Origin of the sequence: Rhodococcus jostii NBRC 16295 (genome assembly GCF_001894825.1) — a bacterium.
Taxonomy (GTDB): Bacteria; Actinomycetota; Actinomycetes; order Mycobacteriales; family Mycobacteriaceae; genus Rhodococcus_F; species Rhodococcus_F jostii.
Genome location: NZ_BCWY01000104.1, coordinates 1 through 16,539 on the forward strand (window position 1 = coordinate 1; position 16,539 = coordinate 16,539).

7 protein-coding genes and 1 pseudogene are annotated in these 16,539 nt (G+C 60.2%); 6 read left to right on the plus strand and 2 right to left on the minus strand.

Annotated features, from left to right (window positions below; genetic code table 11):
• Positions 1–246 precede the first annotated feature (246 nt).
• Positions 247–1,482: pseudogene (locus RJ1_RS38385) on the minus strand (ISL3 family transposase).
• Positions 1,483–2,244: 762 nt separating this feature from the next.
• Here RJ1_RS38385 and RJ1_RS38390 point away from each other — a divergent pair.
• From RJ1_RS38390 to RJ1_RS38400, 3 genes are read left to right on the plus strand one after another with little or no spacing between them, the layout of a single operon-like run.
• Positions 2,245–3,453, plus strand: a complete 1,209-nt coding sequence (locus RJ1_RS38390) for a sugar ABC transporter substrate-binding protein (protein WP_162850319.1) — start codon at positions 2,245–2,247, stop codon at positions 3,451–3,453.
• 3 nt (positions 3,454–3,456) lie between these two features.
• Positions 3,457–4,518 carry an ABC transporter permease gene (locus RJ1_RS38395; RefSeq protein WP_083400439.1) on the plus strand — a complete coding sequence of 354 codons (1,062 nt, stop codon included), beginning with the start codon at positions 3,457–3,459 and terminating at the stop codon, positions 4,516–4,518.
• Positions 4,515–6,098 carry a sugar ABC transporter ATP-binding protein gene (locus tag RJ1_RS38400; protein WP_073368721.1) on the plus strand — a complete coding sequence of 528 codons (1,584 nt, stop codon included), beginning with the start codon at positions 4,515–4,517 and terminating at the stop codon, positions 6,096–6,098. The genes RJ1_RS38395 and RJ1_RS38400 overlap by 4 nt, the downstream gene beginning before the upstream one ends.
• A 794-nt stretch (positions 6,099–6,892) precedes the next feature.
• Here RJ1_RS38400 and RJ1_RS38405 read toward each other — a convergent pair.
• Positions 6,893–10,297 (minus strand): protein kinase domain-containing protein, encoded by a 3,405-nt coding sequence (locus tag RJ1_RS38405; RefSeq protein ID WP_073368688.1) that lies wholly within the window; start codon positions 10,295–10,297, stop codon positions 6,893–6,895.
• A 1,615-nt stretch (positions 10,298–11,912) separates the two neighbouring features.
• Here RJ1_RS38405 and RJ1_RS38410 point away from each other — a divergent pair.
• The 3 genes from RJ1_RS38410 (at position 11,913) to RJ1_RS38420 (ending at position 16,518) form a co-directional block, all read left to right on the plus strand.
• Entirely contained in the window at positions 11,913–13,109 is a 1,197-nt protein-coding gene (locus tag RJ1_RS38410; protein ID WP_073368690.1) for an acyl-CoA dehydrogenase family protein, read from the plus strand.
• A 761-nt stretch (positions 13,110–13,870) separates the two neighbouring features.
• Complete coding sequence (locus RJ1_RS38415) at positions 13,871–15,346, plus strand: aldehyde dehydrogenase family protein (protein ID WP_073368692.1); 1,476 nt, start codon at positions 13,871–13,873, stop codon at positions 15,344–15,346.
• 53 nt (positions 15,347–15,399) lie between these two features.
• Entirely contained in the window at positions 15,400–16,518 is a 1,119-nt protein-coding gene (locus tag RJ1_RS38420) for an NDMA-dependent alcohol dehydrogenase (RefSeq protein ID WP_073368694.1), read from the plus strand.
• The last annotated feature ends 21 nt before the right edge of the window (positions 16,519–16,539 follow it).

A 16,539-nucleotide genomic window follows, 5' to 3' on the forward strand; every position in this document is an offset into this window, starting at 1 on the left:
GTTGTCGAGTGCTGTGCGGATGGTGGTGTGTGTTTCCCACAACTGTGGGCAGGGATGTCCGATGCGGTCGGCTTCGGTCAGGCATGCTCGTGCTACGCCGAGGGCAAGAGAGCCGTTGATCCGGAGGACCAGCCGGTCCGCGATGCTGAGTCCTCCCCGACCAGGTTTGCGGACGTGGATGACCGCGGTGTGGGGGACGTGGTGTCCGTCGAAGGTCAGTGGCCGTCCTGACCCTTTGGTGGGCGACTAAACTTGTGGCAGAGCTGGGCACGCACCTCCTCGTGTCAGTGTCGCCATCGAAATCAAGGCCTCTGGGCTGTGAAATCCGTAGGATCGCTTCGTCAGCGACCGCAGGTGGGTGTTGTTAGCCTCGACACGGGCATTGGACAGGTCGTAGTCGATTGCGTTGAGAATCTCGCGCCGATAGCGAGCGATGCTCTTAGCCAGGCCTACAAGTTCCGGGATCCCACTGTCCTGGGCCATCTGCAACCATGCTCGCAATCGTACCGAGGCCCTCTTCCTCGAGCCGGAATAGACATGTTGCAGTTATTCTTTCAGGACATAGCTCCGACACAGTTCGCTGTTTCTGTCCTCGAGAATCTTTGCTCGGACTGATATCTGCGCGGGGCTGAGATTCTCGACGTTCTTCAACAATGCCCACCGCAGCTGACGTCGATCCCGGTCGGTGAATCCCCACAGCCGCGACAACACACGCGACCGCACTCGGTCCAGAGCCCGCGTCATCCACTGAATCACATGAAACGGATCCATACACTGCTTCACCTGCGGCGCCCTGCTGCGCACGGTCGAGGCGATCCACTTCGCAGCATCAGCACTGATATGCGTCAGACGAGCTGTGCGTTCTTCACCCAACTCGTCGAAGAATCGATTCAAGGTGCTCTCGTTGTGCCCTTCGGCTGCCCATACGAGTCGGCCCGTGTCGTGATCGACCACCACGGTGAGGTATCGGTGACCTTTCCGGTAGGCGATTTCGTCGATCCCCAAGCGCCGCAATCCTTGGAGCCGATCAGTACGCCCGACAGCATCGCCGACGACGCGGGTGACGATCCTGGTCACAGATCGCCACGCCACTCGGGCGTACTCGCACACCGACGTAGCTGGACTGTGCGCGGCCAACCACGCCACGTTGTCGTCGAACGCCCTGGTCATGTTCGCAGCCGGCCGTGCCCACGGCACCATCTCGGTCACCACGCCGTGCTCGGGGCATCGAATCCTCGATACCGAACCTTGTACGAAGCACCGCATGCCGCCCATATCCAGGTGACGCCACTGTCGAGGTCGATTCGGGCGATCGTATCCAGGGCAGCGCTGTTCACAATGTGGACAGCGGGACCGAACCGACGCGTGTGGCTCGAGGGACACCACGATCACTGGTCCTCGTTCGTCGTCCGTGAATTCGACATCGATTATCCGGGCCCTGTCGATTCCCAGCAGTTTCTGCAGTATTCTGGCAGCGCGCAACGCCTTCTCCCTTAGGTCTTGTCTTCGCAAACCAAAACCTATGCGAGGGAGGGCGTTGCGTCTATCAGGCTCGCGGAGATCACCCATCAAAGGGTCAGAAGAGCCAGGTCAGTTCGATGACACCCAGGCCCGTTGCGGGCACCGATTTGAGGCGTTCGCTTCGACATGACGAACAGGTCACCGTTAGTGGCAGCATCAGTGCGGCGCAGTCTTGGCATCGCCAGATGAGCAGCTCGCGAAACACTATGGTTCGAAAGATCTGGCAGGAGATCGAAAGGCCAACTATTAAAACGTGACTCGTGCCCGGCTCCCGTCACGCGGGTGTACGTTGATGGGCGTCGCCCGGTGCCTCCTGCGTGCGCACGGGGTCCGATCGGTCGGCGATTGTCACCAGAGCTCTGGATCGCTGTGCCTCTGGTACTTCGGAGTCACCGCTGGAGAGTGCATGTCCCTTCGCGGAATCAAAAGCGCACTGGCGGGAAGGATGTGGGTTGTCGCTGTGAACTGAGATGACGCGACATACTCCCCGAGATGTCAACCAGGACGTGGGAGTGTGGTGCCCTTATCCGTCGAAGCCAATGAAAGCATTAACCGGCGGCAGTGGTGAATCTCGGGCAAATCGATGTTGGTACGGGGGTTTTCAGCGAATAGTGTCATGGCTCACAGCGTCATGAGGGAAGTCATCTTGCCCGTTGGCGTTGTCGCAGCGTATTGACAAGACAGCCGGCCATCGGGGTTCGGATAGCCGACAAGGAGATAATGATGTCCAATCTGAAGGTATTCCGAGGTCCTCGCACCCACGCCCTCACCCGCGCACGCGCTCGAAAACGAATTGTGGAAGCGTTGATCGCGGTGACCGCAATGGCCGTTCTCACTTCTTGTTCAGGAGCGAGCGATGCGCGCTCTACCGGAGGTCCGGCCGATACATCGACCAGCGCTGACCTCGCGTATGTGAAGCAGCAGCTAGACAATTACACCAGGGTTCCCCAGTTCGAGGCGCTGGGGCCCGCGTTCGATGCGAGCGGGGTCGCTGGGCAGTCCATGATGAACATCCCGTTCTCGAGTAGCGTTAGTTACAACCAGACGTTGAACAATGCAATGGAGTCGGTGGCGAAGAAGTACGGCATCGACTACACCTTCTTCCAGAGTCAGGGCGCGCAGGCGGATTTCGTCGCGGGGATCAACCAGGCGATCAGCAAGAAGGTTGACGCTATCAATCTGAGCACCATCGATCCACGTGTGCTCGGTCCACAACTGCAGGCAGCACAAGACGCCGGAATTACGGTATCCAGCAGCATGGAGTTCGGACCTACCCAGATGTCGCTGATTCCTTCGACAGTCCCCGTGGTGGTTCCATTTGAATGGGAGACTGTTGCCCGACTTATGGCGGACTGGACCATTCATGACACGTCAGGAAAGGCCAACGTCGTCGCTGTGGTGAGCAGTGATCAGCCAAGCTCACAGCCGATGGTCGATGCACTCAAAGACGAATTTAAGGTGCGGTGCGGAAGCAGTTGTGAACTTACGATCGTGGACGTGCCGGCGACTCAGTGGGCGACCCGGATACAGTCCGCGGTGCAGTCGGAGCTGGTCAAGGACCCTTCGATCAACTACGTAATTCCTATTTACGACGGAATGACTCAGTGGGTCGTGCCGGCGATTAAGGCTGCTAACCGTGTCGGAAAGGTACATGTTGCGACTGAGAACGGCCAGCCTTTCGTGCTGAAGATGATGCAGGACGAGGACATCGTCCGAATGGATGTCGGACAGGGTCTGGAATGGACTGGCTGGGCGGTGATGGACCAGATCATGCGGTCGATGGCAGGCGTCCCGACGCTAGAAAAGCAGAGTATTCCTTTGAGGGTTTTCACCCGTGAGAACGTTAGTGAGGCCGGAACACCGCCCGCGATTGAAAAGGGCTACGGCAACTCTTACATCGATGGGTTTACGAGCCTTTGGACAGGGAAGTAAGAAATGAAAGAGCAGCAAACTCCTGTTACTATTCGGCCATCCGAGAATCCGGTTACCCAAATCAGCAACGCTGAGGCCGCCCCGAGCGTGGCGAGCCGGCCAACAGATCGAACCCGAGGGTTCGTCGAACGATTCGCATTGGTCGGAGCGTGGGCTGTGTTGATCGCTGTTTTCAGCGTCCTCAAGCCTGATACCTTCCCGACGGCCGACAACTTCGGGACGATCTTTGGCTCGCAGGCCGTGCTGGCGGTACTTGCGCTGGCACTCATCATTCCGATGACGGCCGGCGACTACGACCTCTCGGTGGCATTCACGCTGACGTTGTCGGCGATGATCACCGCGTTACTCAATGTTCAACATGGGTGGCCAATCGTCCCCTCGATGTTGCTAGCTCTCCTCGCAGGTGCGGCTGTGGGCTTCGTCAACGGCGCGATCGTCACCTTCTTTCGGATCGAGTCCATCATTGTCACGTTGGGTACCGGGACGTTCATCGGAGGAGTGGTGCTATGGATGAGTGACTCGAACACGATCAGTGGGGTCGCTCCGGGCCTGGTCGAATGGGTGATCGTGAAGCAACTGTTCGGTGTACCAATGGGTTTCTATTATGCGTTGTTGCTTGGCGCAGTGATGTTGTACGTCTTCGAGTTCACGCCAGTCGGGCGGAGGCTCTTGATCGTAGGGCGAAGTCGCAGCGTGGCGAAGTTGTCCGGAATCAATGTGACTCGCTCGCGAATTGGCTCATTCGTATGGGCGGGCCTGCTCAGTGCTGTCGCCGGAATCCTCTATACCGGGATCTCTGGCTCTGCGGACCCTTCGTCTGGCATCCAGCTTCTACTGCCTGCGTTCGCAGCAGCCTTCCTTGGCGCGACAACGATCATGCCTGGCAGATTCAATCCGGTGGGGACACTGATCGCCGTTTACTTTCTCATCACGGGGATCACGGGCCTGCAGATGCTCGGTTCGGACAGTTTTGTGCAGAATCTGTTCTATGGAGGTGCGTTGGTGCTCGCAGTAGCGATCTCGCAAGTCGTGCGCGGGCGCAAGGCAGCGTGGGGCGTCGGATGACGAGCCCATTGGATGTCACTGTCCGCGATGAGCGCCGTGGGTCAGCTACCGCTCCGGCCCTCGAACTGTGCGGCATTGTCAAAAGCTTCGGTGGTGCCAGGGCGCTCAATGGTGTCTCGCTCCGGATCGAGGCCGGCGAAGTGCATGGCGTGTTGGGCGAGAATGGGTCTGGAAAGTCGACACTGATCAAGGTATTGGCGGGATTTCACGCGCCCGACTCGGGCAGCCTCCTCGTGGATGGGCGCCAGATCGACCTTCCGATGCGCATTGGCGGGGCGCACGCGCTCGGTATCGAATTCGTTCACCAAGACCTGGGTTTGGTTCCTTCGCTTTCTGTGACGGAGAATCTGCGGCTCAGTGACCTTGCATCGGAGATGAGCCGCTGGCATGTGTCGTGGCGTAGTGAACGCCGCCGAGCGATCAAGCTCTTTGCCGACTATGGCCTTACGTTGGACCCATCGGCGAAGGTCGCCGACATCGATCATGTCGAGCGCGCTCTGCTCGCGATCGTGCGGGCGGTCGACGCGCTGAACCGGTCGCTGCAACATAGCGGAACAGGCCACCGGGGGCTCCTGGTGCTCGATGAGCCGACGGTCTTCCTGCCGCGCGAAGGCGTGGAAAAGGTCTTCCGCCTGGTGCGTGAGATCGTTGCGCGCGGTGCGAGCGTGTTGTTCGTCTCGCATGACCTCGACGAGGTGCGCGAGGTAACTGACCGGGTGACCGTGCTGCGAGACGGAGCGAACGTGGGGACGGTCGTCACTGCTGACACGAGCCCGCGCGAGGTTGTCGACCTTATCCTCGGTCGCGAGTTGAAGGTCAGTGGCCCGAAGGCTGGTCGGGGTCGTGGTGGTCCGGTCAAGCTCGGGTTGCGGGACGTGAGCGGTTCGCGGGTTCGAGGGTTCGACCTGCAGGTAGGCGCCGGGGAGACGGTGGGAATTACAGGGCTGGTCGGTTCTGGGTTCGAGGAACTGCCCTATCTGCTCTTCGGTTCTCGTTCAGACGCTCGGGGCACGATGTTGATCGATGGGGCTCAGCACGACCTGAGTAGAATAACGCCGCGGGGTGCCATCTGTGCAGGACTCGCGCTTGTCCCAGCGGATCGACTCGGGGACGCGAGTGTGCCGAACCTGCCTATTTCGGACAACGTAACGCTCCAACTTCTCGATCGCTTCAAGCGGGGCGGTGTGCTCCGCAGGCGGCGAATGCTGGACCAGGCACAGACCTTCATGCACGACTTCGATGTCCGGCCTCGCGACGCTCGGCAGGAGTTGTGGACACTGTCGGGCGGAAACCAGCAGAAGGTGGTGTTGGCGAAGTGGTTGGCCGCGAGTCCCAAGGTACTGTTGCTGCACGAACCGACTCAGGGCGTCGACATCGGATCACGCGAGCAGATCTTCGAATTCGTCCGTGAGGCAACCGACAACGGCATGTCGGTGATCTGCGCGAGTTCTGATTACGACCAACTCGCCACGATTTGCGATCGCGTGTTGGTACTTCGGAAGGGAGCCATCGTCGCCGAATTGCAAGGGCCTGTGCAGAAGCAGGACATTGTGCATGAATGCTTTAAGGGCGCGACCTGATATCTCTCACGGTGCCACACGTGGCGTGCTTCTTGCATGTAGGCCCTCTCCGTCATCATCAGATTGTCGGTGACGGTCGGACTGGCCACCGGTAGCTGCTACCGGTGGCCAGTCCGTCAAGCCTTACGAGGCTGCGCCGCCATCGCATCCTGATAGCGACGCAGTGTGGACCATCGGCAGCTTGCCCTAGACCAACGAGTTCGGCATGACAATGTTTATCCTGCCGATTCTAGCCACGGGTGCAGGTATTTCACCCCAGTCGATGCCGGGGGTGTTTCATCGGGTTTGTAGCGAATACCGATTCTGCACCGAATGATTCAAGGCTAGTGGCAAGGGTGGGAAGGATGTCGGAACAGTCGACGGAACCGCTGCTGATCACGAAATAGCAGATGTGCCGATGGGCAGCAGGTCTGGCGGTCCTCGGTGCGCCGATCGGTTGGAACTGGAGCAGGTCGAAATCGTGGGCACTGAACTGGTCATCGCGTGGTCCTTCATCGAGTGACTTTGGTCGGTCTCTCGAAGAGTCACGCGATGGCCGCCTTCATTGGGCTCCGACGCGCCAGTCAGATTTGAATCTCGTTCGTAAATAGTCTTAATGGACGTCGCTACGCGTGATCCACGCCGTATAGACAGCCCCGCAACAGAATCACAGAGAGTGTGCAGATCTCCTTCAACTTTGAGGTCCGACGACAGTCCCCGGCGCCCGTCGACCATCATCGTTCGGTCCTGATGTGGTCAAATCAGGCCCCAACCCATATGGTTTGCCGCAGGTGAATTTGAAGCGTCGAGTTCGATCAGGTCAACTCCGGATGCGAGGCGGTTGGTCCTTGCTGCGCCTGCTCAACAACCCAAGCCGCGATCTGGGTGCGTGAGGTGAACCCCAGCTTGGTGAGTACATGCTCGACGTGCCCTGCTGCGGTGCGTTGCGAGATTACCAACTTGTCTGCGATCGCCCTATTTGTGAGTCCTTGCGCAACAAGCTCAGCGATCTGCTGCTCACGAGGGGTTAGGATCCTGCTTGGTTGCTTGGGAGCCGACGGCGTTGAGGCCTGCAGTTTCTCGTCGAGAGCGAGAGCGGCGGCCTCCTTGAGACTCAACTCCCGGCCGCGCTGCAGGGCGGCGTCAAACGCTCGCTCGCCGAGGGAGCTGCGAACTCGCCGCTGGCACTCATCGTGATGGATGGGCAAACTGGGAAACGCAGCCGTGGCACTGCCCGTGTCGCAGAACAGGGTGTCTGCGGCACCGAGAAGCTGAGCGGCGCGCTGGGTACTGCCATGATCGGCGGCAATCCATGCCATCACTTCTAGGCACCAGGCGCAGCTGAAAAGGTCCTTCACAGTGAGGGCTGCCCGGAGTGCGTCCTCCGCGAGATTGGTCGCGCGCTGGCGATCGCCCTGCTGCCACATCGCCAGACTTAGGCCTACTAGCGACTCGGCCTTCCAGAACGCTTCACCCTGGGTGTCCGTCAGCGCGGTCATCTCCCGGTAAGTGGCGAGCGCCTGGGTCGTGTCGCCGAGTTGTCCGACTGCGTACGCGAGCCCGGCCAAGGCGACAGTCTCGTTTAGAGCGGGAACGGCATTTTCGCGGAACACTTCGATAGCTTCCTTGAAGTGGGGCACGGCACGTGGAAGATCGCCACGGAAGACGTCGAGATATCCCTCCGCGCATGTGACCAGTGCACTCGTCGCGGTATCACCGAGTTGTTCTGCCACAGTGCGCGCTTCGGCCGTCAAGGCTGTACACGCCGGAAGATCACTTTGCAATCCGGCCAGCATGGAGTCCGCGCACAATGCTTCGACTCGATCGGCCGTCAACTGCCCGCTCTGAAAGGACAATACGCGATTGAACCAATGCCTGCCCTCGCTAAACAAGCCACGAGAGCGCCAGAGCGTGTACACCGCGTTCGCGATCTTGATCCCTGTCTCTGCCTCACCCGGCTCGGTGATACAGAACTCCATCGCATCGCGCAGATTCGGTAGCTCGCTGTCCAGGCGGGCGAGCCACACCAGTTGCTGGGATCCGACCCAATCGGCCTTCGCCCGGACCGCTAATTGTCCATACCAGTCCCGATGGCGTCGTCGGAACTGCGCGTACTCACCCGACTCTTGAAGCTTCTCGCGACCGTAGTCTCGGAGTGTATTCAGCAGACGGAACCGCACCGCCGAGCCTACTTCTTCCCGGATCAGGATCGACTTGTCAATCAGCGAGGCGATCAAGTCGAGCACGTCGTGCTGTGCCACATGGCCCGTACAGATGCCCTCCACCGCATCTAGATCAAAAGTGCTAGCGAACACTGCTAGCCGAGCCCACAACTGCTGCTCTTCGACCGAACACAGGTCATGACTCCAGTCGATACACAGCCTCAGCGTTTGCTGGCGGGTTGGGGCGTCACGGTTGCCGCCGGTCAGCAATCGGAACCGGTCGTTGAGTCGCTGAAGGATCTGTTCGGCCGATAGGGCACTCAATCGCGCCGCAGCCAACTCGATCGGCAGTGGCAGACCCTCCAGCGTTCGACAGATTCGAGCCACGAAGTCCCGGTTGTCGTCCGTCAGGGTGAACCCTGGAACAACCGCGGCAGCGCGTTGCGCAAAGAGCGCTATGGCGTCGTACCGGGAAGTCTCGCTTAGCGAGGCCGACACGTTTTGATCTGGTACCGCGAGTGGTGGCACACGCATCGTGATCTCTCCCCGAACCCCCAGGGACTCACGGCTCGTCGCCAAAATCCGCAGACTGGAGCAGGTCCGGAGGAGCGCCTCGGCGAGAGGTGCGACCGCATCGACGAGGTGCTCGCAGTTATCCAGTATCAACAGCAACTGTTTGTCAGCGAGTTGCTCTGCCAGTACCACAAATGGTGGTCTGGCAGAGCGGTCGCGCAGACCAAGAGCCGCGGACACGGTCTCCACAAGTAGATCAGGCTCCTTCAGCTCACCCAGCTCGACCAGCCACGCGCCCTCGTGAAACACCCGCCGCGAATCTTCAGCAATCCGGAGAGCGAGCCGGCTCTTACCGACGCCACCGATCCCGGTCAATGTCACCAGGCGCGAGTCAGACAAGAGGCCCCTTGCCTCCGTAATCTCGCGTCGGCGGCCGACGAAACTGGTCAGATTTAACGGTAGGCGCCCCTCCCCGCGGTGGATCGCATCGCTCTCGGATGGGAGTGTCGCAATTGAAGGATTCCGGGCGCCTGTCTTCAAGGGGTCGGGGTTGTCGGTCGCAGCCTCTCTGCTCCGGGGGATCGCACTTGCGGAATCCTGGTCGTGTCGATGTTCCGTACTCAGTTCGTCACCGCGTAGAGCCATCGCGTCGACATGCACGCCTGTGTTGCGTTGCGCACGGCGGAGCTCTTCGCCTAACTCAGCGGCTGTGGCCGGTCGCTCTTTGGGCTGATCTGCCATCGCGTGCTCGATGGCTGCCGCCACATCCGCCGCAATACCTTGCTGGCGTAAGTCGGGCACTGGTTCAGTGGTTATGCGCAGAAACTGCGCGACGATCTTCTCGCCGCTGTTGCGCTCGAAGGCAGCATGACCGGTGATTGCGCAAAATAGGGTTGCTCCCAAGCTGTAAATATCTGATGCAGGGGATGGGCTCTGGCCCTTTAGCACCTCCGGAGCGGTAAACGCCGGAGAGCCGGCGATCGTTCCGGTCGTGGTTTCGAAGGCCCCGGCGATCCGGGCGATCCCGAAGTCTGTCAGCTGAGGCTCGCCGTACTCGGTGAGCAGCACGTTCGCTGGCTTGACATCGCGATGCAGGATGCGTGCGCTGTGTGCCGTCTCCAGCGCTCCGGCTAGTTTCACTCCGATGGATAACGCCTCGGCCAATGCAAGTGGGCCGGTCCGGCGTATCCGTGACTCTAACGAACCGTGCCGGTGGTATTGCATCACGATGTAGGGCCGACCACTTCGTGTGGCACCGACCTGCAAAACGTTCGCAATGTGCGGATGGCCAGACAATCGGCCCATCGCCTGCTGTTCGCGTAGAAATCGAGCCAGGTTCTCCGGATCGAGCTCCGCGGTGAGCACCTTGATTGCGACAGTGCGGTCGAGCAGCGGCTGTCGGCACCGGTACACCATCCCGAAACCGCCGTGTCCGATCTCCACGGGCTCTTCGAAGCCTGCTGCGTCAAGATCTGCTATGTCCCCACTGGCTATGACCCCACTGATCTGGTCACGTTGGGTCGGAAGGGGCTCGAAATCGGCCATCGAAGGCCTCAATCCCGATCAGTGTCACCCATAGCAGCCATCCACCCACACGCCATCACGTCAGAACTCCGGTAGGTCCCAGGATATCCTCGAGATCAGTCCCGGGCCTAGTGGGGCTTGTGTTCGTATCGTGGAGACATCGCCAGGAGGAGACTGGCAGCTCGCGGGGGAGACCCCGCGAACGCGCATTTGTCGAAGTCGATCGCCGGCGCGACTGGGTGAGCACGGATCGGCGAACACGCGCTCCCTCAGACGGTACTGGTCAGTGAGAACGAAGGCTATAGGGCGCCTACTAGCAGGCTTCGTGGTCCCGTACTGCGGGCCCGCGGTTGGTGGGGCGGTATAGCTCTCTGGAGTTTCGCCCACATGTGAGAGTGGGTTTGCCGACAGGAAGCGGTCCTGGTCTGCAGAGTCACAAGCTGTGGGAGGGCCAAGCTACCCCGTAGCACCTCGCGAGCTCAGAGCGACAGTCCGTCACAGATGTCGCGAGGAGTGGCGCCTCGAACGGTTTGCATCGCAGATCTCGCTAGCCAGACTGTCAAAGCGCATCGATTTGTTGTTAGAACACGTCTAAATTCAGCGGTAGTGTTACTGCCCGTAGGTTTAATAGGGATTGATGTGGTCGAGCGATCGGCACGTATTGGAACGACAACGCAAATCAATCTCTTTCGTTGGGAGTTCATTGAGAAAGTAAAATTCTGCTTGCCTGTCGCCTAGGACCGGTGCGCGAGTGGTCCGCACTGGCCGGCAGGCGCGCAATTGCGAGATTCACCGATTGACAGCTGCCGAACATACGTGATTGGGAGATAATACGATGGCGGATAGTTTGCGATCCGGATTTGTCGCGCCGCGTGGCGCCGAGGTTCCGGCTGGGCACTTTCCTGCGGTCCACGGCCCGACAGTTGGCAGAATTCATCGCGAAGTACTAGAGGCAGTGGACGTCGGATGCCTTACAAGACTGTCCGGCATCCGACGAGGGACGCGACGGCTGACCGGTAACGGTCACGCAATGGCTGACGCTCGAAAGCTGGCATTCTGCAACACTTCCAGGCAGCGTGGTGGTGTAGGGCGTCCATGAACCTTCCCGCCGGCCACGCGCTCGAGCCGCCATGGGATGCAGTTGCCAGGGCGCGCAACAGGATGAACGTCGACAGTCATGGTTCCATCGACTCCGCCGAACCGGATCAGCGAACTGCCTCGACAGCATCGGCCGCTCCGTTAGCGGTGTCGGTCGCCCGCGGCGACGTCGGGACAGCGATGGTCGGACGGTCGCCAATCGGAAGCATTCCGGATTATTGTGAGCGCATTGACCTGGCGGTGCCGAGCCGAGATATACAGCCGAACGGTCCGCAACCGTGCTGCCCAAGACGAACGGCCGGAGGTCGAATGCGAGTTCACGGCATTTCATTCGTCGCATCTGTGACCGGGCAGAGGGGCGCACAGCGGCGATAGATACGCAGGTCGTGCCCTTCCGCATCCCCCCGCGACCAATGGCGGGCCAGGCTCTGCTGGATCCGGCCACGGTAGTCCCCGAACGATTGAACAGATGGAAGTCTACTTTCGACCGCGCAGTCGGTAGCAGAGTTGATTGTCGATCCGGCACAAAGGAGTACACATGGCCCAGCTTGCGCAGACCGCAGGACTGACCGATATCCAGCAAGAGATCTTGTCCACCGTTCGGGCGTTTGTCGACAAGGAGATTCTCCCGCACGCGAACGCGCTAGAGCACGCCGACTCATATCCCACGGACATCGTGGACGGTATGAAGGAGATGGGCCTGTTCGGCTTGACCATTCCAGTCGCCTACGGCGGACTGGGGGAGTCCCTGCTTACCTACGCGCTTGTCGTTGAGCAGATAGCGCGCGGTTGGATGAGCGTCTCAGGTGTGATCAATACGCACTTCATTGTTGCGCACATGATCGCGCGGCATGGCACAGAGGCTCAGAAGCAACTGTATCTGCCGCGGATGGCCGTCGGCGAAGTTCGCGCAGCGTTCTCAATGTCTGAGCCTGACCTCGGGTCGGATGTTGCAGCCATCAAGACTCGGGCCAGGCGCGATGGCGACGAGTATGTGATAGATGGTTCCAAAATGTGGATCACCAACGGCGGTAGCTCGAACCTTATTGCTCTGCTGGCAAAGACGGACGAAGGCGCCGACAAGTCCTACAAGAACCTCACTACCTTCTTGATCGAAAAGCCGGAAGGGTTCGGAGAGGTTGCGCCCGGCCTGGCCATCCCAGGAAAGATCGACAAGATGGGCTATAAGGGCGTCGATACGACCGAAGCCGTCTTCGATGGATTCCGGATCGGAGCCGACGCGGTACTCGGTGAGGCTCCTGGACAGGGATTTTCGCACATGATGGACGGCGTCGAGGTCGGCCGTGTCAACGTTGCCGCCCGCGCGTGCGGTATCTCGATTCGTGCATTCGAGCTCGCGATCGAGTATGCACAACAACGTAGAACCTTCGGGAAGCCGATCGCCGAGCACCAGGCCATTGCATTCAAACTGGCAGAGATGGCTACAAAGGTCGAGGCCTCGCACTTGATCATGGTCAACGCTGCACGGCTGAAGGATTCGGGTCAGCGGAACGACGTAGAGGCTGGTATGGCGAAGCTATTTGCGAGCGAGCAATGCGCCGAAGTCACGCAAGACGCGTTCCGGATCCATGGCGGTTACGGGTACTCCAAGGAGTATGAGATCGAGCGGCTAATGCGGGAGGCACCGTTCCTCCTGATCGGTGAAGGCACGAGCGAGATCCAGAAGACCATCATCAGTCGGGGTGTACTGCGCGAGTACAAGTCGCGACGCTGAGGAAGTGGCATCGACTCTGGAACAGATGAGGTTCCTTCCAATGGGTCGAGCAGGGGCAGCGCGATCGGCGTGGCACAGCTCAGGCATCTCAAGTTCCGTATCGGCTGGGTCAACGCATATCGCGCTGTTCACCCGACTATGCTGGTCCGCCAGCGGTTGCGTGTTGGTCGCGCGAGAAGGCCCGCGCGATGATGTGCAACATTACTGGTCCGTCCCCGCTAAAAGGGTGCTGAACGTAAGTATCTCGCCGGGTTTCTCCTACCGCGATCGGTGCAAATGGTGCACTCAATCGCGGCCCTGTTGGCCGATATCGTGTAGCCCGCGCCTGGGTCGGGAGGCAACAGCTGCCTCGTACTGCTTGTTGAGCACAGCACCCCGCGACCCCGGGGCAGGTCGCCGCCTGACGGCCCCCGACATCCACGTTGCGAAGCGCGGCCGCACGAACCGTCTCACATCGCTGATCTAGCGAGTCAGACTGTCAAAGCGCATCGATTTGTTGTTAGAACACCACTAAATTCAGCGGTAGTGTTACGTCCCGTAGCTCTAATAGAGAACGAAACGGTCCAGCATTCGGAACGTACGGAACGACAATGCGAATCAGTTACGTTCTTGGAGAATCTAGATTTGAGAATATCCAATTCTGTCTGTCTGACTGTCGCGTAGAAACGGTGCGCAAGTATTCCACACGGAGCAGACAGGTGTTCAACTGAGAAATCCACCGTTCGGCCAATGCCGAACACACGTGATTGGGAGATAGTGCGATGGCGGAACGTTTGCGATCCGGGTTGGTCGGGCCACGCGGTGCCGAGGTTCCGCTCGGGCACTATCTGCCCGTCCACAACCCGACCGACGGCAGAATTCTCGGCGAGGTGCTCGAGGCCGACGCGTCTCAGCTCGACGACGTCGTCGATGGAGCGCAAGCCGCCTACTCCGGCGTCTGGCGAGATATGCCTCCAGAGCAGCGAGGAGCGCTTTTACGCGCATGGGCTGACAGTGTGTCGGCGCACGCGCAAGAGCTCGTTGAACTCGAAACCGCGGACGTCGGGCACCCGACTAGGGATGCAACGGCTGACGCGCAGCGGGCGGCACAATGGCTGACCTACTTCGGCGGCATGGCTGACAAGCTTGAAAGTCACGTATACGCAAACTATCCAGACCGCCTGGCTTACGAAGTGCGAGAGCCATACGGCGTCGTCGCCGGGATCATCCCCTTCAACGCAAATCTCGTCCTCGCCAGCATCAAGGCCAGCGCCGCTCTTGCAGCAGGCAACTGTTTCGTCCTGAAAGCCCCAGAGGTAAGCCCGTTCTCCTCATACCGCTTCGCTGAGCTAGCTCGCGAGGCCGGGTTACCCCCAGGAGTGATGAACGTCGTGAGCGGCCGTGGGGCGGCCACCGGCAAGCTTCTGAGTGAGCACGTCGGAATCGGGATGGTGTCGTTTACTGGGAGCACCGCTGGGGGGCGGGCAGTTGCCGCGCAGGCCGGTGGGGCAATCAAACCAGTGACGATGGAACTCGGTGGCAAGAACGCGGTAATCGTGCTGGCGGACGCAGACTTGGATGTCGCGGTCCCGTCGATTCTGCATTCGAATTTTGTTAAGAGTGGTCAGAGCTGCGTCGCGGGATCTCGGGTCTTCGTACACGAGTCCCTTCATGAACGGTTTTGCGAGATGGCCAAACGTGTGGCTGACACCGTGGTGATGGGTGATCCACGGGATCCTCGGACACATATGGGCCCGCTTGTCACGCGGACGCAGCGCGACCGCGTGGCATCCTTGGTCGCCGATGCAGTCGACCAAGGCGCGACGATCATTTCGGGGGGCTACGCATCGGAGGAAGCGGACCTTGGATCGGGGAACTACTTCGCTCCGACGGTTCTCGCGGACGTGACGGATGACAATATCGCCGCACGGGAGGAGTTCTTTGCGCCAGTCGCGAGCGTGCTCAGTTTCCGCGACATCGATGAGGTCCTGTATCGATCGAACAACACGGGAATGGGACTCGCGGCCCAGGTGTGGGGAAACGATGCCGGCGCGATTCAGTTCCTCGTTCGCCGGCTCGAAGCCGGAACAGTCTGGGTCAACTCCTATCGCTCGCTCCATCCCACGATCTCTATCGGTGGTGTCAAGGACAGCGGGTTCGGCCGCGAAAACAGATTCGCGGGAGTGGACGCATTCCTGCGTCCGAAGTCCGTCGTGTGGGACCTCACCACAAATCGATCGCTGCCCTACGCGGGTTAGGCCAGCGGTGTGTTCAGTTCACTACTACGTATCCAGACCCTGGAGGTTCTGACGTGAAGGTTAAGGCCGCAATCCTCACTGGCGCTGGCGAAGACTGGCAGACAGCGACGCTTGAACTTGATCCCCCCAAGGCCGGCGAAGTTCTAGTTCGGGTCGAGTACGCGGGCCTCTGTCGCTCCGACGAACACCGGCGCCACGGCAACCCGGAAGGCCGGTATCCGCTGGTGGGTGGTCACGAGGGGTCCGGCATCGTTGAAGCCGTCGGGGACGGAGTAACGCGACTCCAGCCGGGAGACCATGTCATTCTCTCGGTGCTGCCACAGTGCGGGATGTGCCAGTTCTGTACTACGGGACGGTCCCGTATGTGCGACCTGGCGGCGCACGTTCCTACTGGCGCTATGCCTGACGGCACGTTCAGAGCTCGCCTTGACGGCGAGTATCTCGGCGGATTCTGCATGCTGGGGACCTTCGCGGACCATGTGGTGGTCACGCAGGCGTCCTGCGTCAAGATCGAACCGTGGTTCCCCCTGGATGTCGCGGCACTCCTGAGCTGTGGGGTGCCCACCGGGTGGGGGTCGGCCGTCTACGTCGGTGAGGTCCAACCCGGCGAGACCGTGGTTGTGGTCGGTGTGGGGGGCGTCGGTATCAACGCAGTCCAGGGTGCACGTTCGGCCGGTGCCAGCCACATCATTGCGGTGGACCCGGTCGCGATGAAACGGGACTTCGCGAGGGAACTCGGTGCTACGCACGTGGCAGCGACTGCGGAAGAGGGTGCGGAGCTTGCTCGGCGCCTGTCGCGCGGAACCGGTGCGGACGTCGTCATTGTGACGGTGGGTGTCTTGACCTCGGAGATTACGTCGTCGGCACTTGAGATGGTCGGCAAGGGCGGTCGGCTTGTCCTCACCGCTACCGCGGATGACTCCGCGGACGTCAATGTCCAGGTCCCGGGCAATCGAGTCACTTTCTACAACATCAGCATCAGAGGTGCCCTGCTGGGCGGGTGTAACAGCCAGTACGACGTACCTCGCCTCGCCCGACTGTACGACGAGGGACTTCTGAAATTGGACGAGCTCATCACAAAGCGCTACAGCGTCGACCAAGTCGGGCTCGCCTATCGGGATGTAGTCGAGGGACGAGTTGTGCGTGGCGTCATCGAACACGTGCACGGATAGTTGCTCCAGAGAGAGGAAGTA